The organism is Leifsonia xyli, assembly GCA_001647635.1.
Lineage (GTDB): Bacteria > Actinomycetota > Actinomycetes > Actinomycetales > Microbacteriaceae > Leifsonia > Leifsonia xyli_A.
This window is the reverse complement of the sequence record CP014761.1, coordinates 560,739-587,006: the sequence shown is the minus strand read 5'-3', so window position 1 is coordinate 587,006 and position 26,268 is coordinate 560,739. Positions and strand designations below refer to the sequence as shown.

The 26,268-nt window shown below is 70.4% G+C and carries 25 protein-coding genes and 1 pseudogene; 22 read left to right on the top strand and 4 right to left on the bottom strand.

The window, feature by feature from the left end; genetic code table 11:
• The first annotated feature begins 20 nt into the window (after nt 1-20).
• Nucleotides 21-266, top strand: a complete 246-nt coding sequence (locus A0130_02980) for a hypothetical protein (protein ID ANF30783.1) — start codon at nt 21-23, stop codon at nt 264-266.
• 6 nt (nt 267-272) lie between these two features.
• Here the strand turns inward: A0130_02980 and A0130_02975 are convergent.
• Nucleotides 273-878, bottom strand: a pseudogene (locus A0130_02975) (hypothetical protein).
• 104 nt (nt 879-982) lie between these two features.
• On the opposite strand from A0130_02975, the gene A0130_02970 reads away from it, so the two are divergent.
• Both A0130_02970 and A0130_02965 read left to right on the top strand, forming a co-directional pair.
• Entirely contained in the window at nt 983-1,630 is a 648-nt protein-coding gene (locus A0130_02970; GenBank protein ID ANF33266.1) for a hypothetical protein, read from the top strand.
• The gene (locus A0130_02965) at nt 1,630-2,865 is read left to right on the top strand and encodes a coproporphyrinogen III oxidase (protein ANF30782.1); all 1,236 of its coding nucleotides are present in this window, start codon (nt 1,630-1,632) and stop codon (nt 2,863-2,865) included. Before A0130_02970 ends, A0130_02965 begins: the two co-directional genes overlap by 1 nt.
• A gap of 13 nt (nt 2,866-2,878) precedes the next feature.
• Here A0130_02965 and A0130_02960 read toward each other — a convergent pair whose 3' ends face one another.
• The gene (locus tag A0130_02960) at nt 2,879-3,262 is read right to left on the bottom strand and encodes a hypothetical protein (protein ID ANF30781.1); all 384 of its coding nucleotides are present in this window, start codon (nt 3,260-3,262) and stop codon (nt 2,879-2,881) included.
• A 91-nt stretch (nt 3,263-3,353) separates the two neighbouring features.
• On the bottom strand, nt 3,354-3,788 hold the full coding sequence (locus A0130_02955) for a hypothetical protein (protein ANF30780.1): 435 nt from the start codon (nt 3,786-3,788) through the stop codon (nt 3,354-3,356).
• A 158-nt stretch (nt 3,789-3,946) separates the two neighbouring features.
• Here A0130_02955 and A0130_02950 point away from each other — a divergent pair, with 158 nt between their 5' ends.
• From A0130_02950 to A0130_02875, 16 genes are all read left to right on the top strand, one after another.
• On the top strand, nt 3,947-4,969 hold the full coding sequence (locus tag A0130_02950; protein ID ANF30779.1) for a heat-inducible transcriptional repressor HrcA: 1,023 nt from the start codon (nt 3,947-3,949) through the stop codon (nt 4,967-4,969).
• 51 nt (nt 4,970-5,020) lie between these two features.
• On the top strand, nt 5,021-6,133 hold the full coding sequence (locus A0130_02945; GenBank protein ID ANF30778.1) for a molecular chaperone DnaJ: 1,113 nt from the start codon (nt 5,021-5,023) through the stop codon (nt 6,131-6,133).
• 2 nt (nt 6,134-6,135) lie between these two features.
• Nucleotides 6,136-6,864 carry a 16S rRNA (uracil(1498)-N(3))-methyltransferase gene (locus A0130_02940; protein ID ANF30777.1) on the top strand — a complete coding sequence of 243 codons (729 nt, stop codon included), beginning with the start codon at nt 6,136-6,138 and terminating at the stop codon, nt 6,862-6,864.
• A 130-nt stretch (nt 6,865-6,994) separates the two neighbouring features.
• Nucleotides 6,995-7,351 (top strand): histidine triad nucleotide-binding protein, encoded by a 357-nt coding sequence (locus A0130_02935; protein ID ANF30776.1) that lies wholly within the window; start codon nt 6,995-6,997, stop codon nt 7,349-7,351.
• Complete coding sequence (locus A0130_02930; protein ANF30775.1) at nt 7,338-8,426, top strand: phosphate starvation-inducible protein PhoH; 1,089 nt, start codon at nt 7,338-7,340, stop codon at nt 8,424-8,426. The genes A0130_02935 and A0130_02930 overlap by 14 nt, the downstream gene beginning before the upstream one ends.
• 8 nt (nt 8,427-8,434) lie before the next feature.
• Nucleotides 8,435-8,896 (top strand): rRNA maturation RNase YbeY, encoded by a 462-nt coding sequence (locus A0130_02925; GenBank protein ANF30774.1) that lies wholly within the window; start codon nt 8,435-8,437, stop codon nt 8,894-8,896.
• 8 nt (nt 8,897-8,904) lie between these two features.
• A complete protein-coding gene (locus A0130_02920) occupies nt 8,905-10,266 on the top strand; it encodes a hemolysin (GenBank protein ANF30773.1) in 1,362 nt (453 codons plus the stop codon).
• Nucleotides 10,263-11,156: a GTPase Era gene (locus tag A0130_02915; protein ANF30772.1), complete on the top strand. Its 894-nt coding sequence runs from the start codon at nt 10,263-10,265 to the stop codon at nt 11,154-11,156. Before A0130_02920 ends, A0130_02915 begins: the two co-directional genes overlap by 4 nt.
• 97 nt (nt 11,157-11,253) lie before the next feature.
• A complete protein-coding gene (locus A0130_02910) occupies nt 11,254-13,191 on the top strand; it encodes a two-component sensor histidine kinase (GenBank protein ID ANF30771.1) in 1,938 nt (645 codons plus the stop codon).
• The gene (locus A0130_02905; protein ID ANF30770.1) at nt 13,188-13,883 is read left to right on the top strand and encodes a DNA-binding response regulator; all 696 of its coding nucleotides are present in this window, start codon (nt 13,188-13,190) and stop codon (nt 13,881-13,883) included. Before A0130_02910 ends, A0130_02905 begins: the two co-directional genes overlap by 4 nt.
• A gap of 181 nt (nt 13,884-14,064) precedes the next feature.
• Entirely contained in the window at nt 14,065-15,060 is a 996-nt protein-coding gene (locus A0130_02900) for a hypothetical protein (protein ID ANF30769.1), read from the top strand.
• A gap of 10 nt (nt 15,061-15,070) precedes the next feature.
• Nucleotides 15,071-15,826: a peptide ABC transporter ATP-binding protein gene (locus tag A0130_02895; GenBank protein ANF30768.1), complete on the top strand. Its 756-nt coding sequence runs from the start codon at nt 15,071-15,073 to the stop codon at nt 15,824-15,826.
• Nucleotides 15,823-17,268 carry an ABC transporter permease gene (locus A0130_02890; GenBank protein ANF30767.1) on the top strand — a complete coding sequence of 482 codons (1,446 nt, stop codon included), beginning with the start codon at nt 15,823-15,825 and terminating at the stop codon, nt 17,266-17,268. The genes A0130_02895 and A0130_02890 overlap by 4 nt, the downstream gene beginning before the upstream one ends.
• 178 nt (nt 17,269-17,446) lie before the next feature.
• On the top strand, nt 17,447-18,709 hold the full coding sequence (locus A0130_02885) for a hypothetical protein (GenBank protein ID ANF30766.1): 1,263 nt from the start codon (nt 17,447-17,449) through the stop codon (nt 18,707-18,709).
• Nucleotides 18,706-21,207 (top strand): hypothetical protein, encoded by a 2,502-nt coding sequence (locus tag A0130_02880; protein ID ANF30765.1) that lies wholly within the window; start codon nt 18,706-18,708, stop codon nt 21,205-21,207. Before A0130_02885 ends, A0130_02880 begins: the two co-directional genes overlap by 4 nt.
• A 143-nt stretch (nt 21,208-21,350) precedes the next feature.
• Entirely contained in the window at nt 21,351-23,123 is a 1,773-nt protein-coding gene (locus A0130_02875; GenBank protein ANF30764.1) for a 2-isopropylmalate synthase, read from the top strand.
• 18 nt (nt 23,124-23,141) lie between these two features.
• Here A0130_02875 and A0130_02870 read toward each other — a convergent pair whose 3' ends face one another.
• A complete protein-coding gene (locus tag A0130_02870) occupies nt 23,142-23,891 on the bottom strand; it encodes a hypothetical protein (GenBank protein ID ANF33265.1) in 750 nt (249 codons plus the stop codon).
• Between the two features lie 60 nt (nt 23,892-23,951).
• Between A0130_02870 and A0130_02865 the strand changes: the two genes are divergently transcribed.
• From A0130_02865 to A0130_02855, 3 genes are read left to right on the top strand one after another with little or no spacing between them, the layout of a single operon-like run.
• The gene (locus tag A0130_02865) at nt 23,952-24,692 is read left to right on the top strand and encodes a DNA repair protein RecO (GenBank protein ID ANF30763.1); all 741 of its coding nucleotides are present in this window, start codon (nt 23,952-23,954) and stop codon (nt 24,690-24,692) included.
• The gene (locus A0130_02860) at nt 24,689-25,507 is read left to right on the top strand and encodes an isoprenyl transferase (protein ANF30762.1); all 819 of its coding nucleotides are present in this window, start codon (nt 24,689-24,691) and stop codon (nt 25,505-25,507) included. The genes A0130_02865 and A0130_02860 overlap by 4 nt, the downstream gene beginning before the upstream one ends.
• 29 nt (nt 25,508-25,536) lie before the next feature.
• The gene (locus A0130_02855; GenBank protein ANF30761.1) at nt 25,537-26,208 is read left to right on the top strand and encodes a disulfide bond formation protein DsbA; all 672 of its coding nucleotides are present in this window, start codon (nt 25,537-25,539) and stop codon (nt 26,206-26,208) included.
• Nucleotides 26,209-26,268: the final 60 nt, after the last annotated feature.

Sequence of the window (26,268 nt, the reverse complement as noted above, 5' to 3'; positions counted from 1 at the left end):
GCACTGGCTAGTGTCGAACCATGGATTCGATCATCGTCGACACGACGTACGACCCGCAGGCCGACGCCGGCTACATCTCCTTCGATCGCATCGCTCCTGGCGAGGCCGCCCGTCAGATCCTCGTCGAGGATGAGGAGTTGGGCCCGTTCTCCGTCATCCTCGATGTCGACAGCCACGGAAAGCTTCTGGGAATCGAGCTGCTTGGAGTCACGCAGATCGTCGCGCGTCCGCGACTTTCGGCGAATCGCGAGGGTCACAAGGAGTAGCGGTCACCCTCGCCGGTACACGTTGACCAGCACGCCCGACGCCAGCGGTCTGGTCGACTCCAGCGTCAGCCGCTGGTACGGGAAGCCGTCCGGGAACAGCTTCTTCCCCGTCCCGAGCACCAGCGGGTAGACCATCAGCCGGTACTCGTCGATGAGGTCGGCCGCGGCGAGCGTCCGCACGAGCTCGGTGCTGCCCCAGATGCGGATCTCGCCGTCGATCTCGTCGCGCAGCCGGGCGACCTCATCGGCGACGTCCGGGCCGAGCAGGAAGGAGTTCTGCCAACCCAGCTCGGTCACGGTGCGGGACACCACGTACTTCGGTATGCGGTTGTAGCGCCGGGTCAGCTCGCCCTCCAGCCCCGGCGCGTCCTCCTCCCACACGCCCCACGAGCGCGCCCAGATGTCGTAGGTCGTGCGGCCGAGCAGCAGCGCCTCTGTCCGGCTCTCCCAGTCGAGCACGAGCGAGTCGTCGGAGTCGTGGTCGTGCTCAGCGTCCCAGGCCAGGGCCCAGCCGCCGTAGGGGAAGTCGCCCGAGGGGTCCTCCTCCGGTCCGCCGCCGCCCTGCACCACGCCGTCGAGCGTGATGAACGCCTGCAGCACGATCCTGCCCATGGGTGCTCCCTTCACTGCGAGTCCCGTCCACTACAGCACGGCGACCTCCCCACCTCCAGACCCCCGTTTCGCGAACCTGCGCCGGATGGCGGAAGATGGATGCCATGCGGCGCTCCAGCTTCACCGACCAACCCGTCACGTACGGGGCGGTCGGCGCCACCCAGGCGGCGGATCTGCTGTACTACCCGCCGAAGGGCTACAAGCCGCTGGAGCGCAGCATCCGGCTGGGCAGCGGCGACGAGCGTTTCGACGCCGCGGCGACCGCGCTCATGGCCTGGGGAGTGCAGAAGGGCAGCGGCATCCTCGTCACCGACGTGAACGAGGGCACCGGCGTGCAGTACGAGGGCGTCGAGTTCGGGCCCGACGGCACCCCGATGCGGATGCGCGCCAACCGGCCCGAGGAGGACGTCTTCGCCGACGACGGCACCCCGTTCGTCCGCAATGGGATGACCGCCGTGCTGAAGATCCCGTTCGGTCCGTTCAAGGTGTCCGCGCCCATCCGCGTCGTCTACGTGATCGATGAGCCGCACCGGCGCGGCTTCGCCTACGGGACGCTGCACGGGCATCCCGAGAGCGGCGAGGAGCTGTTCCTGGTCGAGCGGCACGACGACGGGACGGTGTGGTTTGTCCTCCGCGCGCTCTCGCGGCCGTCGAACGCGTTCTACCGCCTCGGCTTCCCCGTGCTGTCGTTCATGCAGCGCCACTACACCGCGAAGTACCTTCGCGCGCTCCACCCCGCGAGCTCCGCCTGATGCCGAGCACCCTGCCCCTGGGCGACCCGGCCCCGGCCGACGGCCTGCTCCCCGCATCCGCGGCACACGACGCGCGCGACCGCGACTTCGGCGTGTACCTGCACGTCCCGTTCTGCCGTGTGCGCTGCGGCTACTGCGACTTCAATACGTACACGGCGACCGAGCTACGCGGGGTGTCCCAGTCGGAGTACGCGGGTCACGCGGTGCGCGAGGTCGAGTTCGCGGCCGGCGTGCTGCGCGACAGCGGCCTCCCGCAGCGCTCCGTCTCCACGGTGTTCTTCGGCGGCGGCACCCCGACTCTGCTCCCGCCGGGCGACCTCGCGGCCATGCTGGGCGCTGTCCGCGACGCCTGGGGACTCGCCGACGGCGCCGAGGTGACGACCGAGGCGAACCCCGACTCGGTGGATGCGGACGACCTGCGCCGCCTCGCCGACGCCGGCTTCACGCGGGTGTCGTTCGGGATGCAGTCCGCCGTCCCGCACGTCCTGGAGACGCTGGAGCGCACGCACGACCCGGCGCGCATCCCGCTCGTGGTCGGCTGGGCGCGCGAGGCCGGCCTCCAGGTGAGCCTCGACCTGATCTACGGAACGCCTGGGGAGTCCCTCGACGACTGGTCGCAGAGCCTCGACACCGCGCTGGCCTGCCGGCCGGACCACCTGTCGGCGTACGCGCTCATCGTCGAGCCGGGCACCAAGCTGGCGCGTCAGATCCGCTCCGGGCAGGTCCCGGAGCCGGACGACGACCTTGAGGCCGACATGTACGAGCTGGCCGACCAGCGCCTGGCCGACGCCGGGTACGACTGGTACGAGGTCAGCAACTGGGCGACGGATCAGACCCATCGCTCCCGCCACAACCTCGCCTACTGGCTGGGTCACGACTGGTGGGGGATCGGTCCGGGCGCGCACAGCCACGTCGGCGGCGTCCGTTGGTGGAACGTGAAGCACCCCGCCGCCTACGCGCAGCGCGTGCTGGCGGGGGAGTCGCCGGCGGCCGGGCGGGAGACGCTCGACGCCGGGACGCGGCACGTCGAGCGCGTGCTGCTGCTCAGCCGCATCCGGGAGGGCGTGTCGACCGCGGAGCTGGGCGACGCGGGGCGCCACGAGGTGCCCGGCCTGATAGCCGACGGCCTGGTGGACGGAAGAGCCGCCCTCCGCGGATCGATCGTGCTGACCCTGCGGGGGCGGCTCCTGGCCGACGCGGTGGTGCGCCGGCTGCTCGCGGACGAGGCCGCCTGAGCGGCCGGGGTCGCTAGCTGACGAACTTGATCGCGATCGGGTACGTGTAGTACTCGCCCTGGTTCGCCTTGATCGCGGCGATGATGCTGAACACGATGTCCAGGATCCACGCGGCGATGATGATGAAGATGCCGATGACGACGATCGAGAGGATGCCGCCGACGACGTAGGCGATGAAGATCGTGATCTGGAAGTTCAGGGCCGTTGCGGCGTGCGCCCGGACGAACGGACCGCGGTCCTTCAGCACCAGGTACCCGATCAGCGCGGGGATCCAGCTGAACAGGATGCCGCCGATCTGGATGAGGGTGGCCCAGAGCTTCTCGTCGGCCGGGCTGAGCTGCTGCGAGGCGCCGCCATAAGGCTGCTGCGGCGGGGGCGGCGGAGGTGTCGCGGACATGGTGCTGTTCTCCCTTGTTTTACAGGGTGGACATGGTCGGCCTCAGCCTAGGGCGTGAAGCCCCAGGCTGAGAAGAGTCTGAACGCGTCGGTTACTTGATGAAGCGGAAGTTCACCGGGTAGCGGTAGGTGCCGCCGCTGTTCACACGCACGAAGCCGAGGATCGAGAACACCAGGTTGAGGATGTACAGCGCCCACGGGATGAGCAGGCCGAAGAGCAGGTAGCCGATCCCGTAGGTGAAGCTGCCGATGATGATCCCGATGATCTGCGAGGCGATCCACGCGAGGATCCAGGTGATCTGCCAGTTCAGGGCTTCCTTGGCCTCCTGGTTGGTGAGACGTCCCCGGTCCTTGAACACGAGGTAGATGATGAGGGAGGGGAGGATCCAGAGAATGCCTCCCAGGTGGGCGAAGGCGGCCCACTGCTTGTCCTGCGCGGCGTCCAGCGGGGCGGCAGGGGCGGAGGCGTACGGCTGCTGCGGGGGGACGCCGCCGGCGGGGTCGGCGGGCTGGTTCGGGTCTGACATCGGCGTAGCCCTTTCATGATCGGTTGCGACGCGCGTCGAACCGGTGCACATACGGTACTGCCGCCGTGTCACAGCCGACAATCATCCTGACCGCGTTTCCTCGCGGTAGGATTGGCACTCAAGAACCACGAGTGCTAATGGGTCGACGGGAGGCGGGCATGGTCTCGGAACGCAGTCTCGAAGTGCTGCGCGTCATCGTTCAGGATTACGTGGCGTCGCGCGAGCCCGTCGGCTCGAAAAGCATCGTGGAGCGGCACTCCTTCGGCGTGTCGGCGGCGACCATCCGCAACGACATGGCGCTGCTGGAGGAGGAGGAGCTGATCGCGGCTCCGCACACCTCGTCCGGTCGTGTCCCCACCGACAAGGGCTACCGCCTGTTCGTCGACCACCTGGCCGAAGTGCGGCCGCTGTCGACCGCGCAGCGCACCGCCATCGAGACGTTCCTCGGCGCGTCCGGCGACTTCGACGAAGTGCTCTCGCGCACCGTGCGCCTGCTCTCGCAGCTGACCAACCAGGTCGCGCTGGTGCAGTACCCCTCGGTGACGCGCTCGCGCATCCGGCACATCGAGCTGGTCGCTCTCGCGCCGCGGCGGCTGCTCAGCGTCCTGATCACCGATTCGGGCGCGGTGGAGCAGCGGGTCATCGAACTGCCCGCCGAGCTGAGCGACGAGGATGTGGCCGAGATCCGCGGCGCGATCAACGGCGCCGTGGCCGGCCTGACGCTGACCGAGGCGACCGCCCGGATGCGCGACCTCCCCTCCGCGCTCACCGACCGCACTCGCGCGCTGGTCGAACCCGTCGCGAGCGCCCTGCTCGACCAGATCGCCGCCAACCGGCAGGAGAAGCTGGTGATGGCGGGCGCGGCCAACCTGGTCCGCACCGAGCTCGACTTCCCGGGCAGCATCACCCCGGTGCTGGAGGCGATCGAGGAGCAGGTGGTGCTCCTGCGGCTCTTCGACGAGATGGCGACGGATCAGCACGGCGTGGCCGTCAGCATCGGCCGTGAGAACGCCGGTTTCGGGCTCACGGAAGCATCCATCCTCTCCAGCGGTTACAGTGCGGCGGGAGCGGATGTGGCCCGCGTGGGCCTGCTCGGTCCGCTCCGCATGGACTACTCGGGCAACATGGCGGCCGTCCGCGCCGTCGCCCGCTACCTCTCCCGGCTGCTCGGCGACCAGTAGGCCGCCGGAAGCCCGAATGACAGCACGACGAAAGAAGAAGGAACAGCCCACGTGGCCGACCACTACGAAGTCCTCGGCGTCGAGCGCGACGCCAGTCCCGACGAGATCAAGAAGGCGTACCGCCGCCTCGCGCGCGAACTGCACCCGGATGTGAACCCCAGCGCCGAGGCGCAGGAGCGGTTCAAGCTGGTGACGCACGCGTACGACGTGCTCAGCGACCCGCAGCAGCGCCAGCAGTACGACCTGGGCGGCTCCGGCGGGTTCGGCGGAGCGGGCGGGGCCGACTTCGCCGGCTTCAGCGACATCTTCGAGACGTTCTTCGGCGGGGGAGGCGGCGGTGGCCGTGGTCCGCGGTCGCGCCGCGAGCGGGGTCAGGATGCGCTGCTGCGCGTCGAGGTCGACCTCGACGAGGTCGTCTTCGGCACGCACCGCGACCTCGAGGTGGACACGGCCGTGGTCTGCGAGACCTGCAACGGCTCCTGCTGCCAGCCGGGTACGCAGCCGGTCACCTGCGACATCTGCCACGGCACGGGCAGCATCCAGCGGTCCGTGCGCTCGCTGCTCGGCAACGTGATGACCTCCAGCCCGTGCGGCACCTGCCGCGGCTACGGCACGGTCATCGCCACCCCGTGCGTCACCTGCCAGGGCCAGGGCCGCGTGCGAGCGCGCCGCACGGTGCCGGTGGACATCCCCGCCGGCGTCGACACGGGCCTCCGCCTGCAGATGCCCGGCAGCGGAGAGGCCGGCCCCGCCGGCGGTCCCAACGGCGACCTCTACCTCGAGATCAAGGTGAAGCACCACGAGGTGTTCAGCCGCGACGGCGACGACCTGCTCTGCACGCTGGAGCTGTCGATGACGGACGCGATCCTCGGCACGACCGCGACGGTGAAGGCGCTCGACGGCGACATCCGCCTCGAGCTCAAGCCGGGCACGCAGTCCGCCGACATCGTCACGGTGAAAGACCGCGGCATCACGCACCTGCGCGGCAGCGGCCGCGGCGACCTGCGGGTCGGCATCCAGGTGGTCACGCCCACCAAGCTCGACCACAAGGAGAAGGAGCTGATCAAGAAGTTCGCCTCCACCTACAAGGGGTCGCAGCCGTCGCTGGCGCACTTCCAGCAGGGGCTGTTCGCCAAGCTCCGCGACCGGTTCCTCAACCTGTAGCCGTGGCGTCGCTCTACCTGCGCGAAGACCTCGCCGATGTCGAGGTCGGCGGCCGGCTGTCGCTGACCGGCGCGGAGGCGAAGCACGCCGCGACCGTGAACCGCACGCGGCCCGGGGAGTCGGTGCTCATCGGCAACGGCCGCGGCCTGGTGGCCTCCGGCGAGGTGCTGGTGTCGACGAACACCGAGCTGACGATCGACGTGGAGTCGGTGTCGCGCGTCCCGCGTCCGACGCCGGCGATCACCCTCGTGCAGGCGCTCGCCAAGGGCGACCGGGACGAGCTGGCCATCCAGGCGGCGACCGAGCTGGGCGTGGACGCGGTGGTGCCGTGGTCAGCGTCCCGGTCCGTTTCGCGCTGGGAGGGCGCCAAGGTCGCGAAGGGTCGCGAGCGCTGGGCGACGATCGTGCGGGAGGCGGCGAAGCAGTCGATCCGCGCGTGGACGCCCGAGGTGGCCGAGCTCGCGACGACGAAGCAGATCGCGGCCGTGGCGTCCGGGGCTCGGGTGCTCGTGCTCGAACCGGACGCGGAGGCGCCGCTCACCGGTGTCGAGCCGGACGGCCGAGACCTCGTGCTCGTCGTCGGCCCGGAGGGCGGGATCGCGCCGCAGGAGCTCGACGCGTTCCGGGCTGCCGGGGCGCAGCTCGTGCGACTCGGCGACACCGTGCTGCGCACCTCCACTGCCGGCCCCGCGGCCCTCGCGGTGCTGAACGCCGCCCTCGGGCGCTGGTAGCCTCCCTGATCCGTCACGAATGGCAGCCATTCGTGACGAACGGCGACCATTCGTCACGAATCGCAGCGACTGGTCACGCCGACAGCGGACAGCCCGGCCGCATGTCACCCCGCGCGAATAGGATGGAGACATGGCAGACGAAGAGCGCTCGATCTTCTCGCGCATCATCGCGGGCGAGATCCCGGCCGACGTGGTGTACGACTCGGAGCGTGTGATCGCGTTCCGCGACATCGCACCGAAGGCTCCGGTGCACCTCCTCGTCGTGCCCAAGACCGAGCAGTACCGCGATGTCACGGAGCTCGCCGCCGGCGACCCGGCCCTGCTGGCCGAGGTCGTCGCCACCGCGCAGAAGCTGGCCGACGAGCACTCGGACGGCGACTTCCGCCTCATCTTCAACACCGGCGCGGGCGCGGGACAGACCGTGTTCCACGTCCACGCGCACGTCCTCAGCGGCGACCTCCAGGAAGGATCACTTGCCCAGCTCTGAATCCACCCAGCCGACCCCGGCCGAGTCCGGCGCCGAGGCGCGTCTCAGCGTCGACGGCGTTCAGATGGTCCGTCTCCTCGGCCCGCAGGACCGCCTCCTCACGACGCTGGAGCGCCAGTACCCCCTGGTGAACGTGCACGTGCGCGGCAACGAGATCACCCTCACAGGCGACGCGCCGCAGGTCGCCGCGGCGCAGCGGCTCGTGGAGGAGCTGCTGCAGATGGTCCGCAACGGCCAGGACCTCTCTCCCGCCGAGGTCACCAGCTCGGCCAAGATGCTCGGCACCGACCTCAACCTGAGCCCGTCCGACGTGCTCGGACAGGCCATCCTGACCGCTCGCGGTAAGAGCATCCGTCCGAAGACGCTCGGGCAGAGCCAGTACGTCGACGCCATCGACCACAACACGATCGTGTTCGGGATCGGCCCCGCCGGTACCGGCAAGACCTACCTCGCGATGGCGAAGGCCGTGCAGGCGCTGCAGCGCAAAGAGGTCAACCGCATCATCCTGACGCGGCCCGCGGTCGAGGCCGGCGAGCGGCTGGGCTACCTGCCGGGCACGCTGACCGACAAGATCGACCCGTACCTCCGCCCGCTGTACGACGCGCTCAACGAGATGCTCGACCCGGACCTCGTGCCCAAGCTGCTCGCGGCCGGCACCATCGAGGTCGCCCCGCTCGCGTACATGCGCGGGCGCACGTTGAACGACTCGTTCATCATCCTCGACGAGGCGCAGAACACGACGCCGGAGCAGATGAAGATGTTCCTGACGCGTCTCGGCTTCAACTCGAAGATGGTCGTCACCGGCGACATCACGCAGATCGACCTGCCCAACGCGGCGAGCGGCCTGCGTCTGGTGACTCGCGTCCTGAACGACATCGACGACATCCACTTCGCCCGCCTCACCAGCGAAGACGTCGTGCGTCACAGCCTCGTCGGCCGCATCGTCGACGCCTACACCGAATACGACGCGCGTCAGCAGGCTCGCCACTTCGAGCGCGAGCAGGCGGCCGAGTTCGCCAACCGTGCCGAGCGGCGCTCCGGCTCGCCGCGAGACCACCTGCCGAAGCGACGATAAGGCCCGCCGTGAGCATCGAGATCAACAACGAGTCGACCATCGAGGTGGACGAGTCCGCCCTGCAGCGGCTCGCCGCGTACGCGTTCGACATCCTGCACGTCCACCCCGACGCCGAGCTCGCGATCGTGCTCGTCGACGAGGCGGCCATGGAGCAGCTGCACGTGCAGTGGATGGACGAGCCCGGCCCGACCGACGTCCTCAGCTTCCCGATGGACGAGCTGCGCCCGGGCACCGAGGAGGAGCCGTCCCCGGCCGGCCTCCTCGGCGACGTGGTGCTCTGCCCGCAGGTCGCGCAGGTGCAGGCGGAGACTGCCGGTCACAGCCTGCAAGACGAGCTGCTGCTGCTGACGACGCACGGCATCCTCCACCTCCTCGGCTTCGATCACGCCGAGCCGGCGGAGGAGCGCGAGATGTTCGCGATCCAGCGCGACATCCTGGTCGGCTTCGGCCGCTACGACCGACAGCGGTAGGAGCCGGGATGCTGCAGGCGCTTTTCTTCATCGCCGCGTTCCTGCTGGTCGCGTTCGGCGGCCTCATGGCGGCGGTCGACGCCGCGCTGGCCGTCCGATCCCGCGGGGATATCGCCGATCTGGCGACGACTTCCCGAGCGAAGAGGTCCCTTCAGGCGATCTCGGAGGACCCCGGCGCGTACCTCAACGCGATCAACTTCACGCGACTCCTGGCCGAGACGACCGCCGCCGTGCTGGTGACGCTCGCGTTCGAGCAGATCTTCGAGCAGTGGTGGATCTCCCTGATCCTCGCCGCCATCATCATGACCGCGGTGTCGTTCGTGCTGGTGGGGGTCAGCCCGCGCAGCGTCGGCCGTGCCAACTCGACCCTCCTGCTGCGACTGGCCGCGCCGCTCGTGCACTTCATCCGCATCGTCCTCGGACCCATCCCGGGCGGCCTGGTCGCGCTTGGCAACAAGGTCACGCCGTCCCGCGCCCGATCGGCGCCGGTCACGAGCGAGGAGCAGCTGCTCTCGATCGTCGACGAGGCGACCGAGTTCGATGTGCTCGAGGAGGACGACCGCGAGCTCATCCACTCGATCTTCGAGTTCAACGAAACGGTCGTGCGCGAGGTCATGATCCCGCGCACCGACATGATCACGGTCGACTCCACCGCGACGCTCGGCACCGCGATGGGCCTGTTCTTCTCGACCGGCGTCTCGCGCATGCCGGTGATCGACGGCGGCGACCCGGACGAGGTGGTCGGCATCCTGTACCTGAGGGATGCGGCCAAGCTCAGCTTCGAGCGTCCCCTGGGCGCCGACGAGCTGACCGTGCGCGACCTCGCGCGCCCCGCGCTGTTCGTGCCGGAGTCCCAGAAGGCCGACGCCCTCCTCGCCCAGATGCAGCGCGAGTCCAACCACCTCGCGATGGTGGTGGACGAGTACGGCGGCATCGCGGGCCTCGTCACGCTGGAGGACCTCATCGAGGAGCTGGTCGGCGACATCTCGGACGAGTACGACCACGAGGTCGCGCTCATCCAGCCGCTGGGCGAGGGCCGCTACCGCATCGCCACGCGCCTGCCGATCGACGACCTGGGCGAGCTGTTCGACCTCGAGATCGAGGATGAGGACGTCGACAGCGTCGGCGGCCTCGTCACCAAGGCGCTGGGCCGGCTGCCGGAGGTCGGCTCGACCGTCACCGTGCACGGCCTCCGCTTCACGGTCGACCGCATCGAGGGCCGGCACAAGCACGTCGCCTCGGTGCTGGTCGAGCGGGATGTCGCCCTGTTGCCCGAGCCCCACGGCGACGATGTCCCCATGCCCGCGGACCAGGATCGCCCCGACAAGCACCGCTCCGACCGCCACACCACCCAGGAGAGCCGCTCGTGACCGAGTACCACGCCGGATTCGTCTCTTTCGTCGGCCGCCCCAACGTGGGCAAGTCGACGCTGACCAACGCCCTCGTCGGCGAGAAGGTCGCCATCACGAGCTCGAAGCCGCAGACGACGCGCCGCGCGATCCGCGGCATCATGCACCGCCCGGACGGCCAGCTCATCCTGGTCGACACCCCGGGCATCCACCGTCCGCGCACCTTGCTCGGGGAGCGGCTCAACACCCTCGTGCAGTCGACCCTCGGCGACGTGGATGTGATCGGCTTCTGCGTGCCCGCAGACGAGAAGATCGGCCCCGGCGACCGCTTCATCAACGAGCAGCTCGACGACTACCCGCGCGCCAAGAAGATCGCGATCGTCACCAAGGTGGATGCGGCGGGCAAGGCGCAGGTCGCCGAGCAGCTGCTCGCCGTGTCGGCCCTGCGGGAGTGGGAGGCCATCGTCCCGGTGTCGGCGGCGAGCGCCATCCAGCTCGACACGCTGACGACCGAGTTGATGAAGCTGCTGCCGGAGTCGCCCGCTCCGCTGTATCCGGAGGAGGCGACCACCGACGAGGGCCTCGAGGACCGGATCGCGGAGCTCATCCGCGAGGCGGTGCTGGAGGGCGTCGAGGACGAGTTGCCGCACTCGCTCGCGGTCACCATCGACGACATGGTGGAGCGCGACGACAAGGACCTCGTCGACATCTACGCGAACCTCTTCGTCGAGCGCGACAGCCAGAAGGCGATCGTGATCGGCAAGGGCGGCAGCCGCATCCGCGACGTCGGCGCGGCGGCACGGAAGCCGATCGAGGAGCTGCTCGGGCGGCACGTGTTCCTGTCGATCCGCGTGAAGGTCGCGAAGGACTGGCAGCGCGACCCGAAGCAGCTGGGGCGGCTCGGGTTCTAGCCCCGGCGTCCTCCACAGGCAGGGCCCGGCTACATCCCGAGGATGATTCCTGCGGATAGTCGCCGCGGCCGCGCTGGCGGGACCGTACGGTAGAAGCATGTCCTCCCGCCGCCGGCTCCTGAGCGCGCTCGCGCCGCACCGCTGGGTGCTCGAGCCCGCGCTGGCCGTCGTGCTGTTCGGGGCGTGGTTCGTCACGGGGCTGCCGTTCGACATGGCGGCCGCGCTGGCGCTGGTGTTCTACTGCGCTGCGGTGGCGCTGTCCCGGACGCTGCCCGGTGTCTCCCTCGGGCTGGTCTGGGTGGCGGTGCTGCTGGAGCTGACCGAGCAGTCCTCGCTCCCTGGCGCCTTCCGGGTCATCGCCGCCATCGCGGTGGTCGTCGCGCTCGTCGGGGTCGCGTCGCACGGCGGGAGGGTGCTGCGCTGGCTCGACTTCGCCTCGGCGATCCTGCTCGCGCCGGCGACGGCGTACCTGTTCACGGTGCGCGGCGACCTCAAGTTCCCGCAGTTCGGGCCGGTGATCGGCGGCTACTACACCAGCCAGGGCGTCGGGTTCCTGCTGATGAGCCTGCTGCTCGCGGTCATCTTCGTCGCGGCGTGGCTGCTCGGCTTCCTCGTGGCGCGTCAGCGAGCGGCGCAGGGCGGCTCGGGCGGCGGGGTCATCGGGGGGCAGGGGCCGTCGGTGCTCGTCTGGCTGGCGTCCAGCGGGGGAGCGGAGGCCGCGGAGGATGACGCCGACCGGGCCCAGCTGGTGCGGCGGCTGACGCGCACCCAGCTCACGGTCGACATCGTGGGGGCCGTCCTTTTCGAGGTGTTCTGCCTGGTCGTGGGGGAGCAGGACCGCGCCGCGTTCGTCGTGATCACGGTGTTCGCCGTGGCCGTCGCGCTGCGGCGGATGTCCCCGGCGGTCGCGCTCTCCCTGGCGTGGCTCGCCGCGGTCCTGCAGATGACGACGGGGCACAGCATCCTGGTCAGCGACCTGGGCGTCCTCATCGTGCTCTACGCGACCGCTGCCTACGGCGACCGCGTGGTGCGAGCCGCCGGACTCATCTCGGCCGGCATCGGCGCGTTCGTGGCGGCGCTGTACCTGACGGTCACGGCCGCGGTGGCGCAGGGGTACTACGACCTGCTCTCCAGCCAGATCGCCAGCGTCGCGCTGCAGTTCGCGTTCCTCTTCGTGGTGAGTGTCACCGTTTTGGGGCTGTCCTGGGTGCTCGGCCTGCTGGTGCGCACCTGGCGCAACGCACGCGCCGCACGCCGCGCCCGCGACGAGGCGGAGCTCGTGCGCGACCGGGCGGTCGAGGACGTCGTCGTCGAGCAGGAGCGCACGCGGATCGCCCGCGACATGCACGACGTCGTCGCGCACTCGCTGGCTGTCGTCATCGCGCAGGCGGACGGCGCACGGTACGCGCGGCAGTCCGATCCCGATGCGGTGGACGAGGCCCTGGCGACCATCGCCTCCACCGCCCGCTCGGCGCTCGGGGATGTGCGCGTGCTGCTCGCCGAGCTGCGCGCCTCCGGCCCCACCGGCGCCGGTCTGCCCGACGGTCCGGCGCACGTCGCCCACGACGGCCCGCAGCCGTCCCTGGCCGACCTCGATCAGACCGTCGAGCACATCCGCTCGGCCGGGCTCGACGTCCGGCTCGAACGCACCGGCGCCGTCGATCGACTCGGCTCCGCCCAGCAGCTCGCCGCCTACCGCATCGTCCAGGAGGCGCTGACCAACGCCCTCCGGCACGGCGACACCAGCCGTCCGGCGAGCGTCGTTCTCGTCGAGGAGCCCGCCACCGGCGGCCCCGGACCGGGCGGCCGTCCGCCCGGCCTCGTCATCACCGTGAGGAACACCATGAGAAGTCCCATCGAGTCCACGTCCACCGGGCCCGTCGGCACCGGTGCGGTGCCGCGCATCGGCCACGGCATGCCCGGAATGCGCGAGCGCGCGTCCCTCGCGGGCGGCTCGTTGAGCGCGGGCCCGGTCGATGGGGAGTTCGTCGTCTCCGCGTTCCTGCCGGGCGCTCCTGTGGGAGCGGCGGCGTGAGCGGGGCCGCCGTCCAGACGGGTGATCGCATCCGGGTGCTGCTCGTCGACGACCAGCCGCTTTTCCGAGCCGGCGTGCGGATGCTGCTCGGCTCGCAGGACGACCTCGAGTTCGCCGGCGAGGCGGGCAATGGGCAGGAGGGCGTCCGGGTCGCCGCCGAGACCAGACCCGACGTCGTGCTGATGGACATCCGGATGCCGGTCATGGACGGCATCGCCGCGACGAGCGCGATCATCGCCGACGCCGAGCGCGCCGGGCGCACGCCGCCCCGAATCGTGGTGCTGACGACGTTCGACCTCGACGAGGCCGCCGCCCGCGCCATCCGGGGCGGGGCCAGCGGGTTCGTGCTCAAGGACGCGGAACCGGAGTTCCTGCTCGCCGCGATCCGCACGGTCCACGCGGGCAGCGCGGTCATCGCGGCGGGCGCCACACGGGAGCTGTTCGAGTACTTCTCCGCGGCGCAGCCCGTGCGGCAGACCCCGCCCGAGTTCGAGTCGCTCACCTCGCGCGAGCGCGAGATCTTCGTGCTCGCCGCGCGCGGCCTGAGCAACGCCGAGATCGCGGGATCCGAGTTCCTCAGCGAGGCGACCGTCAAGACGCATATCTCGCGCATTCTGGCGAAGCTCGGCCTGCGCGACCGCGTGCAGATGGTCGTCTACGCCTTCGAGCACGGGCTCACCGCGGCCGAATAGCGCGCAACACTTTCATAGCCCGCCGGTCGGGATCACGAACCCGACCCTCCCTCCGTCTGTACCAGTGACGGGTCACCCGGCTCGTCGTCGGCGCGGCTCGCACGCGCGGGCTCGCGCGACGGACGGAGCGGCGGATGGCCGGACCCCGGTCAGCGGGGTAGACGCCCTGCGGGTCCTCGGCGTGACGGCCGTCGTCTACACGCACGTCTTCGGCGCGGATCCGCTGCGCGACGTCCTGTTCGCTTGGCACGTGCCCCTGTTCTTCGTTTTGACAGGGTATTTGTGGCGGGCGGGCCGCGGCCTCCTCGACGAGGTGCGGCGGCGTGCACGAAGTCTGCTGATGCCGTACGTCGCGTGGCTGGTGATCGTGATGTCCCCGCTGGTCGGCGACCTGCTCCTGCGCGGTCAGGTGTCGTTCCCGGTCGCGAGCGCCGTCTGGGGCGGAACCGCGCTGGGCGGGCAGTTCGCGGCGTTCTGGTTCGTCACCGCCCTGTTCGTGGCCGCCGTGCTCACCCGGGTGGTCGAGCGCCTTCCCCTGTGGCTGCAATGGTCCGTGCCGGTTGCAGCACTCGTCTCGCTGTGGGTGTTCAGGCTCCCGTTGCAGGAGGTGCCCCTGTCGGCCGGCACCGCCGTGGCGTGCCTCGTGTTCGTTCTGGGCGGCCGGCTGTTGGCGCACTGTCGGGATCGCATCCCGTACCCGACGGGCACGGGCGTGCTCCTCGCGGTCATCGGGCTCGCCGTGGTCGCGACGAGGCTGGTCTCTCCGGTCGACCTCAAGAAGGCGGACACGGGGATGCCCGTGGTGACCGTGGCCGTCTCCCTCGCGATCTGCGCCGGGCTGGTGCTGGTGGCCGAGCGGGTGTTCGCGCGGGTGGGCGGGCGTATCAGCCGGGCGGTGTCGAGGCTGGCGGTGCCGTCGCTGCTGGTCGTCCTCACCCACGCGGTCGTCATCCAGGCGTGGCGTGTCAGCGGCGCCGAACCGTCCGCGCTCGTATTCGCCACCGCCCTGTCGGTGCCGTGGGTTCTCGCGCTGCTCGTGCATCTGACCCCGGCCTCGCTGCTCCTCACCGGCGCCCCGCAGTGGCGACCCTGGCGATCCACGGGCACCGCACGTCATCCTCAGGAAGGACACAGAATCGGCCCGTCGCCCGATCCGGCCGCGTCCCCGCCTCCGTAGCGTCGAAGACATGGAGCTGACTCTCACCGAAACGGTGGCGCGCGTCGAAGCGGCCACGAAGACCTACGGCACGGGCGCGGGACGCGTCAACGCCCTCGACGGCGTCACTGTCGGCATCCCTGCCGGCCGGTTCACCGCGATCATGGGGCCGAGCGGCTCCGGCAAGTCGACGCTGATGCACGTCATGGCGGGGCTCGATTCCGTCACCAGCGGGCGCGTCTTCCTGGGCGACACCGAGATCACGCGCCTCGGGGACGCGGAGCTCACACTGCTGCGCCGCCGCCGGGTCGGCTTCGTCTTCCAATCGTTCAACCTCGTCCCGACCCTCGACGTGCGGGGCAACATCCTGCTCCCGTTCGAGCTCGACGGGCGTCGCCCGACCCGCGTCCAGAACGAGTGGATCGACCACCTGGTCGACACGCTCGGCCTGCGCGACCGGCTCACCCACCGTCCGCACGAACTGTCCGGAGGCCAGCAGCAGCGTGCGGCCATCGTCCGCGCGCTCGCCACCAGGCCCGACCTGGTGTTCGCCGACGAGCCGACCGGCAACCTCGACTCGCGAACCGGGCGCGAGGTCCTGGGCGTGCTCCAGGATGCGGCACGCACCTTCGGCCAGAGCATCGCCATGGTCACCCACGACCCGATCGCCGCGAGCTACGCGGACCACATCGTCTTCCTGGCGGACGGCCGGGTGGTCGCCGAGCGTCCGCAGTCGACGCCCGAGGAGATCTCGTCCTTCATGCTCGGGATGGAGGCGCGCGCGTGAGCCGCCCGTTCTCCGCGTTCCGCGCGAACGCCCGCGATCACCGGGCGGGCATCCTCGTCGCTGCGCTGAGCTCGGCGTTCGGCGTCGCCCTCGTGGGCGGCGTCAACGTGCTCGGCGCCTACATCGGGGCGTCGAGGATGGGCGAGCACGGCAGCGTCCAGATCGCCTTGGCGATCGTTGCCGGCCTCTTCTTCGTGGTTGCCGTCTACGTCGGCGCCATTGTGACCACCAACACCTTCGCCACCGTGATCGCCGGCCGGACGCGGACCATCGCGCTGCTGCGCCTCATCGGCTCCAGCGCCCGCACTCAGCGCCGGTCGGTCGCGTCGGAGGGACTCGCGGTCGGGGTGATCGGAGCGGTGATCGGGGGAGCGGCGGCAGCCGTCCTCTCCCTGGTCGCGGTGCGGGCGCTCGTCGCCGTCGGCATCCTGCCGGACGCGCTCTACCCGGTCCTCAGCGCCACCATGCTCGGCCCCGCCGTGGTGGTCGCCCTGACCACGTGGCTGGCGTCGTGGATCGGCAGCCGACGTGTCCTCGCGGTCACCCCGGTGCAGGCGCTGGGCGCCGCCGAGGAACGACCGTCGCGCGTCGTGCGCAGCCGCGGCCGGCTGGTGGTCTCCCTCCTGCTCGTCTTCGCCGGCGCCGCGCTCCTCGCGCTCGGGCTGCTGCTCGGCCTGGGCGTCCTCGTCCGCGTCGGCGGACCGCTCGCCGACCTGTCGTCGTACGGCGTGCTCGTGGCGCTGCCCGGGGGCATCCTCTCCTTCACGGGGATCGTGCTGGCCGCGCCCTTCTTCCTGCCGGCGGTGCTGCGCGGCGTGGGACTGCTGCTCGGCCGCGGCGCCGCCGGACGGCTCGCGGCGGCGAACGCCGTCCGCAACCCCGAGCGCAGCTCCCGCACCGCGATCGGCCTCGTCATCGGCGTGACCCTCATCACCATGTTCGTCGTGGCCGCCTCCACGTGGCTTCAGCTGATCCGGTCGGCCGCCGCGAAGGAGCCGGGGATGTACGAGGGCGCCGAGAGCGTGATCGGCGGCGTCCTCGCCGTCTTCACGGTGCTGGTCGGCTTCTCGGCGGTCATCGCGGCCTGCGGGGTCGTCAACAGCCTGTCGCTGAGCGTGCTGCAGCGGGCCCGTGAACTCGGGCTGCTCCGCGCGCTCGGTTTCAGCGCGGCACAGGTGCGCCGGATGATCCTCGCCGAGAGCGCCCAGCTGACCGTGGCCTCGGTGGCCACGGGCCTCGTTCTCGGCACCGTGTACGGCTGGATCGGCGCCCAGGCGCTGCTCGGGATGATCCCCGGCGGAGGGCTGCTCGTCCCTGTGCTGCCGTGGCCGTTCCTCGGCGCGATCATCCTCGCGGCCGCAGCACTGGCCGTCCTCGCCGCACTCGCACCGACCCGCCGGGCCACGCGCGTGTCGCCGGTGCAGGCGCTCGTCGTCGAGTGACACGCCCTGAAGGTTGGCTGAACTCTCACAGAGCCTCAGCTATCGATGAACTGGGCGCTGAATAATGGAGCGTCCCGCCCGCCGCGTGCACCGACCGTGACGCCGCATCGCCCGCACAGAAGAGGAACGTCCCCTGAACTGGCTCCTGACCCTGAGGATCGACAAACCGCCGTTCCTCATCGCGCTCGATGTCCTCGCCGCCGCTCTCGCGCTGTACCTGCTCATCCGCCCCACCTGGAAGCGCACACTCGCCGGGCTCACCGCCGCACTCCTGGGCGGCCTGGCGGGATGGTTCGTGGTGTGGCTGTTCACCGATGTGCTCGACGTGTTCGGTGTGGCGCTCACCCCGGTGACGACCCTGTGGACGGCGCTCGGGTTCGGCGGTGTGAGCCTCGCCATCGCGAACCTGTTCCGCTCCCGCTGGTGGCGCAAGGTCATCGCCGTGATCAGCATCCCCGTCTTCGTCGCGGCGGCGTTCTGCGGCATCAACGCCGACTTCGGCGCCTACCGCAACCTGAACGACGCGCTCGGAGTCATCCCGTACAAGGCGCTCGACCTGCACGCCGAGCGCGGCGAGGTCGTCGCCGGCACCGACTGGAAGGCGACCGTCGCCGACCCGGCCGGCGACCCGCCCGCGGTTCCCGCCAAGGGCGAGGTCGGGAAGGTCCGCATCCCGGCCACCGAGTCGCGCTTCCCGGCGCGCGAGGCGGTCGTCTACCTCCCGCCGATCGCGCTCACCGCGCATCCGCCCGCGCTGCCGGTGCTGTACGCGCTCTCCGGCCAGCCGGGCGCCCCCGCCGACGTGTTCACCGCCGGCGACGTCGCGACGACGATGGACGCCTTCGCGAAGACGCACGGCGGGTACGCGCCGATCGTCGTCGCCGCCGACCAGCTCGGCGGCCCCGGCCGCAATCCCATGTGCGTCGACTCGCGCGACTACGGCAACTCCGCGACGTATCTGCTCGCGGATGTGCGCAACTGGGTGCGTTCGAACCTCCGGGTGAGCGGCGATCCGGCAGGATGGGGAGTGTTCGGCTACTCGCAGGGCGCCACGTGCGCCGTGCAGTTCGCGGCGGAGCGCCCGGACCTGTTCGGGTCCGCGCTCGCGTCCTCGAGCGAGCTGGGGCCGACGCTGGGGAATGAGGAGCTCACCATCGCGACGGGATTCGGGGGGTCGAAGGCCGCGTACGAGAAGGCGCAGCCGGCGGCGCAGATGAAAGCCAACGCACCGTATCGGGACACCGTGATGGTGTTCGGCTCCGGGCAGAACGACGCCAAGTACTCGGCGTTCGCCCGCACGCTGTACCAGAATGCTCAGAAGGCCGGCATCCACGCCGAGCTGCTGACCTCGCCGGGGACCGCGCACGACTGGAAGACCGTGCGGTACGTGCTCGCGCACGGCTTCCCCGCCATCGCAGCGCAGATGGGCCTCGGGTCGTGAGACCGAAGGCACTGCTCGGGCGTCTCGGCCGGCTGGTCGCGTCCCATCCCTTCACCACCGGGGTCGCGCTGCTGATCCTCGTGCTCGCTTTGGCGACGGGGCCGCTGCGCGGACCGCACCGCCCGCTGCGCGGCTGGCTGGGCGCGGGCGCCGTCCAGCTCCTCGACGGTCACTGGTGGGCGCCGTTCACGGCCGTCCTGTTCACCGAAGACCTGCTCGAGCTGATCGTCGTCCTGGTGCTGACCGTGGTGCTGGTGGGCGCATCCGAGCGCCTGATGGGAACCTGGCGCACCGCGCTTGCGTTCTTCGGCACCGCGGCGGTCGGCATCGTCGTCGGAGTCACCGTGCAGGTGCTCGCCAACGACATCGGCGAGCTGTGGGCCCGGAACGTGCATGGCCTGCTCGTGCTCGACGCCTTCACCGCCATCGGCGGCACGATCATGACGGCGTCCGCGTTCGCCGGGACGCTGTGGCGCCGCCGCATCCGGGTCGTCACCCTGCTCGTGGCCATCATGTACCTGCTGTACTCCGGCCTCCCGTCCGACCTCTACCGCCTCCTCGCGGTGCTCGCCGGCCTCGCGCTCGGCCCGTTGCTGCGGCAGCGGAAGATCGCGGCCGGCTGGCTCCGCAGCTCCCACCACGAGGTCCGGGTGCTCCTCGCGTCCGCGGTGACGATCAGTGCGCTGGGGCCGGTGATCGGCCTGCTCAATTCGACTCGGTACGGCCTGCTGTCGCCAGTCGGTCTGCTGTTCAGCAACGAGGCGCCGAGCGCCACGTCGGTCGTCGAGCGCTGCCAGGCGTTCGCGGTGACCCGCGACTGCGTGCGCGACCTCACCCTCGAGCGGATCAACGGCCTCGGACCCGTGCTGCTGTCGGTCCTGCCGCTGCTCCTCCTGCTCGTCGCCGCTTACGGCCTGCTGCGCGGGCGACGGTTTGCGCTCTGGTTGGCGGTCGCGGTGAACGCCCTGCTGGCGCTACTTTCCGCGCTGTACTACGGCATCCTGCCGATCGCGTCGGCACGGCCGTCCGTCTCGCCGCGTTACTGGGAGGTCACGGCCATCCTGGCGTTGTCGACGCTCGTGCCGCTGGCGATGGCCATCCTTCTCGTGATCTTCCGCCGGCACTTCACCGTGATGCCCTCAGCTCGCTCGGTGCGGCGCTACATCGTGCTGGTCGTGTCCACGGGTCTCGGGCTGATCGTGCTCTACGTGCTCGTCGGCTGGCTGCAGAAGGACACGGGTTTCACCCGGCCGGTGGATGTGAGCGACCTGCTCGCCGACGTGCTGGAACGGTTCGTCCCGGTCAGCTTCCTGCGACGCGAACCGCTGCAGTACCTGCCGACCACCCCGCTCGCGACCATCGTCTACCACAACATCGGAACCGTGTTCTGGCTGGTCGCCATCATCGGCGCCCTCCCGCCGATGCTCGGAAGGGGCCTCCGACGCGGCACCGACGACTCCGCGCGCGTCCGCCGCCTGCTGCACCTGGGCGGCGGCGACGCCATCTCGTTCATGGCGACCTGGCCGGGCAACTCCTACTGGTTCGACCCGGTCGGCGGGGGAGCGATCGCATACCGCGTCGAGGGACGCGTCGCCCTCACCACGGGCGGCCCGTTCGGCGCGCCGACGCCGCACGACGGCGCCATCCAGGGCTTCGCGCGCTTCTGCGACGACAACGGGTGGATCCCGGTCTTCTACAGCGTCGAATCCCGCTATCACGGCCTGTTCGAGCGGCTCGGCTGGTCGACCATGACCGTGGCGGAGGAGACCGTCATCCGGCCGCAACTCTGGGCGACGACGGGTAAGAAGTGGCAGGACGTGCGGTCGTCCATCAACCGGGCGCAGCGGGCCGGGATCCGGGCCGAGTGGACGTCGTACAGCGCGCTGTCGCTGGCCGACGCGCTGCAGCTCTCCGACATCTCGGAGCAGTGGGTCGCCGAGAAGGACCTTCCCGAGATGGGCTTCACGCTCGGCGGGATCGACGAGCTGCGCGATCCGGAGGTGCGGCTCATGCTCGCCGTCGCCGAGGGGGAGGGCGACGAGCACGGCCGTCGCATCGAGGCCGTGACGAGCTGGCTCCCCACCTATCGCAACGGCATCGTCGTCGGGTGGACGCTCGACTTCATGCGCCGCCGCCCCGACAGCATCAACGGAGTGATGGAGTTCCTCATCGCCGAGGCCGCGACGCGGATGAAGGAGGACGGCATCGAGTTCATGTCGCTGTCGGCCGCGCCCCTCGCGCATACGGCGGCGACACCCGAGGACGAGAAGGACACCATGGACCGCGTTCTCGGCTACCTGAGCTCGTCGCTCGAGCCGGTGTACGGCTTCCGATCGCTGCTCAAGTTCAAGCAGAAGTTCCAGCCGGAGCTGCACCCGCTGATCATGGCCTACCCGGACCCGGTGGCGCTGCCCGCGATCGGCATCGCGCTGGCCCGCGCGTACCTCCCCGGCCTGTCCGTGCGGCAGACCGCGTCGTTCCTGCGGGGACGCGCCTGAGCTCCACCGCGCGTGGTAACGTAAGCGCTGTGTACGGTCTGCTCCTTCTTAGCTGCCGCGACGAGTACTAATCCCGGGCCTCACTCGTCGCGGAGTTCGTCGTCGGCTCTCCCCAGCACACGAGTGAAGGATTCGAGAAGACCATGAAGAACACACAGGCGCCGAGCGCCATGCCGATCCACAAATACCGGCCGTTCCACGAGCAGATCCGCGTCGACCTGCCGGACCGCACCTGGCCGTCCCAGCACATCACGCAGGCGCCTCGCTGGTGCGCGGTCGATCTGCGCGACGGCAACCAGGCCCTCATCGACCCGATGAGCCCCGAGCGCAAGCGCATCATGTTCGACCTGCTGGTCCGGATGGGCTACAAGGAGATCGAGGTCGGCTTCCCGTCGGCCAGCCAGACCGACTTCGACTTCGTCCGCAGCCTGATCGAAGAGGACGCCATCCCGGACGACGTCACCATCCAGGTCCTGACCCAGTCGCGCGAGCACCTGATCAAGCGCACCTACGAGTCGCTGGTCGGCGCCAAGCAGGCGATCGTGCACCTGTACAACTCGACGAGCATCCTGCAGCGGGATGTGGTGTTCCGCACCGACCAGCAGGGCATCATCGACATCGCGCTGAGCGGCGCGCGGCTGTGCCGCCAGTTCGAGTCGCTGGTCCCCGGCACGACGATCTACTACGAGTACTCGCCCGAGTCGTACACCGGCACCGAGCTGGAGTTCGCCGCCGACATCTGCAACCAGGTGCTGGAGATCTTCGAGCCCACCCCCGAGCGCAAGGTCATCATCAACCTGCCCGCGACGGTCGAGATGGCGACGCCCAACGTCTACGCCGACTCGATCGAGTGGATGTCGCGCCACCTGAACCACCGCGAGAACGTCATCCTGTCGCTGCACCCGCACAACGACCGCGGCACCGCCGTCGCCGCCGCGGAGCTGGGCTACATGGCCGGCGCCGACCGCATCGAGGGCTGCCTGTTCGGGAACGGCGAGCGCACCGGTAACGTCGACCTGGTCACGCTGGGCGTCAACCTGTTCACGCAGGGCATCGACCCGCAGATCGACTTCAGCGACATCGACCAGATCAAGCGCACGGTCGAGCACTGCAACCAGCTGCCCGTCGGCGAGCGCAGCCCGTGGGGCGGCGACCTGGTCTTCACCGCGTTCAGCGGCTCGCACCAGGACGCCATCAAGAAGGGCTTCGAGGCCATGGAGGCGCGGGCCGAACGCGAGGGCGTGACGGTCGACGACCTGGTCTGGGCGGTGCCCTACCTGCCGGTCGACCCGAAGGACCTGGGTCGCTCCTACGAGGCGGTCATCCGCGTCAACTCGCAGTCCGGCAAGGGCGGCGTCGCGTACCTGCTGAAGACGGACCACGCGCTCGACCTGCCCCGCAAGCTGCAGATCGAGTTCTCGGGCGTCGTGCAGGCGAAGACGGAAGCCGAGGGCGGCGAAGTCACCAGCGGCCAGATCTGGGACATCTTCCAGGACGAGTACCTGCCGGCTCCCGCGTCCGACCCGGACGCCAAGTGGGGACGCTTCGAGCTGGGCGCCACGACGACGTCGAACGAGACGGGCGAGCACGTCGTCCTCACGGTGACGCTGCGCGACGGGGACACCGTCTCGAAGGCCACCGGCGAGGGCAACGGGCCGATCGCGGCGTTCTTCGACATCCTGCACCAGCACGGCGTCGACGCCCACCTGTACGACTATTCGCAGCACACGCTGTCGGCGAGCGAGTCCGCGCTGGCGGCCGCGTACGTCGAGGTGGATGTGGACGGCCAGCGCCGCTGGGGCGTCGGCATCGACGCGGACACGACCACCGCGTCCTTCAAGGCGGTCGTCTCGGCGGTCAACCGCGCGGTGCGCACCTCCGCCGGGCACACGGCCGACGAGCTGGTCTCGGCGTAGCCGGTCCGCCGTCCCGCGCTACTCGCCCTTGTCGATGCGGTAGCGCGGGATGGCGCCGGTCTCGGTGCGCTCGGCGGTCTGCGCCGCGCTCTGCCGGCGGGCGAACCGCGGCCAGCGCATGCGCGGGATGCGTCCGAGCTCTCGCTGCTCGGGGAGGCTCCAGCCGAAGCGGACCGCGAGCAGGCGGATGACCGTCGTCACGACGACGCAGACGATCGCCGCGACGGTCAGCGGGACGCCGAGGTCGATCATGACGACCAGCACGATCGTGCCCGCGCCGGCCGCCACGGCATAGAGCGAGCCGACGTGCATGAGCGCGATCGGCAGGTTCAGCAGCATGTCGCGGAGGATCGAGCCGCCGACCGCCGAGACGACGCCGACGAACACCGCCGGCACCTCCGGCAGCCCGAGTGCCAGCGCCTTGCTCGCGCCGATCGCCCCGAACAGGCCGATCGTGAGCGCGTCCAGGAAGGTGATGAGCGGGTCCAGCCTCCGGAACAGGCGGATCAGCAGCATCCCGAGCAGGGCGGCGACGACCGTGCTCGGGAGGTACCAGTTCGACTGCAGCGCCACCGGCGTGACGTTGAGCAGGATGTCGCGGAGCAGGCCGCCGCCGACGCCGGTCGCGACGCCGATGATCGCGACGCCGAGGAGGTCGAGCCGCCGGTCGCGGAAGCCGGCCGCGAACATCGCGCCCTGGAGGCTGCCGATGCCGACGGCGAGGAGGTCGCCCCACAGCGGGATGGCCAGGACGGTCGTGCTGCTCACCACCTATGTGTATCACTTCGGCATCCGCCAGTTTGTCAGCCCAAAGCGGGATAATCGAGTGTGCCGACTTATCGTGATGAAGCCGTCGTGCTCCGCACCCACAAGCTGGGCGAAGCCGACCGCATCGTCACCATGCTCAGCCGGCAGCACGGCAAGATCCGTGCGGTGGCGAAGGGCGTGCGGCGCACGGCGTCCCGCTTCGGGTCGCGGCTCGAGCCGTTCATGGTCGCCGACGTGCAGCTCTACGAGGGCCGGTCGCTCGACGTCATCACGCAGGCCGAGACGCTCGGTGCGTACGGCGCACTCATCGCCGACGACTACGCCAGCTACACCGCGGCCAACGCGATGGTCGAGACGGCCGACCGGCTGACCGACGCCGAGGCGTCCCTGCAGCAGTACCTCCTCCTGGTCGGCGCGCTGCGGTCGCTCTCCCGGCGCGAGCACGGCCCGGGGCTGACGCTCGACTCCTACCTGCTGCGCGCGCTGTCCCTCGCCGGATGGGCGCCGAGCTTCCAGGACTGCTCACGCTGCGGCGCGCCCGGCCCGCACACCGCCGTCGTGGTGCAGCTCGGTGGCGTGGTCTGCGCCGACTGCGCGCCGCAGGGCGCCCCGAAGGTCGACGCCGACACCATCGCAGTGCTCGGCGCGCTGCTCACCGGCGACTGGGACACGGCCGAGGCGGCGTCCGAGACCACGCGCAACCGCGCCAACGGCGTCGTCGCCGCCTACACGCAGTGGCACCTGGAGCGCGGCCTGCGCTCCCTGCAGCACGTCCAGCACGACACGAAGGCGAGTGGATGAGTCCGAAGCCGTACACGCACAAGGATGCGGTGGAGTACCGCCCGCTCGACTGGACCGGGGTGTACCCGCCCGCGTACCCGGCAGGCAGCGTGCCCTCGCACGTGGCCATCGTCATGGACGGCAACGGCCGCTGGGCCAACCGGCAGGGCCTGACCCGCATCGAGGGCCACCGAGCGGGCGAAGCCGCGCTGCTCGACGTCGTGGCGGGCGCCATCCAGGCGGGAGTGAAGCACCTCAGCGTCTACGCGTTCTCGACCGAGAACTGGAAGCGGTCGCCGGACGAGGTGCGCTTCCTCATGGGGTTCAACCGCGAGGTCCTGCACCGCAGGCGCGACCAGCTCAACGAGTGGGGCGTGCGGGTGCGGTGGGCCGGGCGCAAGCCGCGGCTCTGGTCGTCGGTCATCAAGGAGCTGCAGTACGCCGAGCAGCTCACGGCCGGCAACGACGTGCTCACGCTGACCATGTGCGTCAACTACGGCGGGCGCACCGAGATCGCGGATGCGGTGCGGACCATCGCCGAGGATGTCGCGGCGGGTCGGCTGCGGCCGTCCGCGGTGAGCGAGAAGACCATCCAGCGGCACCTGTACCTCCCGGACATGCCCGATGTCGACCTGTTCGTGCGCAGCTCGGGGGAGCAGCGGACCAGCAACTTCCTGCTCTGGCAGAGCGCCTACGCCGAGATGGTGTTCCTCGACACCCTGTGGCCCGACTTCAGCCGGACCGACCTGTGGGATGCGATCTCCCTGTACCTGGGACGCAGCCGCCGGTTCGGGGGAGCGGTGGACGCTCCGACGGCTTCGTCGGTGCCGGAATAACTGCAGTCGTGCAGGATGTTGGCCTTCACGTGAGCGAACCCATCAAGATCGACATCTGGTCCGACATCGCGTGCCCGTGGTGCTACATCGGCAAGCGCAAGTTCGAGGCGGGCAGCGGACTGTTCTCCGGCGCCGGTGAGGGCCGCGACGTCGAGGTCGAGTACCACTCGTTCGAGCTGTCGCCGGACACCCCGGTCGACTTCGACGGCAGCGAGATCGACTTCCTCGCGGGCCACAAGGGCATCCCGGCCGCGCAGGTCGAGCAGATGCTGGAGCGCGTGACCGGCATCGCGTCGTCGGTCGGCCTCGAGTACGACTACGACAACCTCCAGCACACCAACACGGTGAAGGCCCACGAGCTCCTGCACTTCGCGAAGGCGCACGGCAAGCAGCTCGAGCTCTCGGAGCGTCTGTTCCGCGCCTACTTCGTCGAGGGCCGGCACGTCGGCCGCATCGAGGACCTCGCCGACCTCGCCGCCGAGGTCGGGCTCGACCGCGCGGAGGCGGTGGCGGCCCTCGAGTCGTCGCAGTACCTCTCGGATGTGCGCGCCGACCAGGAGACCGCGGCCGAGTACGGCATCAACGGCGTCCCCTTCTTCGTGATCGACGGCAAGTACGGCGTCTCCGGCGCCCAGGACGCGCAGACGTTCGCCCAGGTCCTCGAGCAGGTCTGGACCGAGCGCGCCGCGGTGACCGCGTGACCGCCGCCGAGGCTGCCGCCGCCGCCACGCCTGCGGCGCCGGACGCCGCCGCGCCCGCTC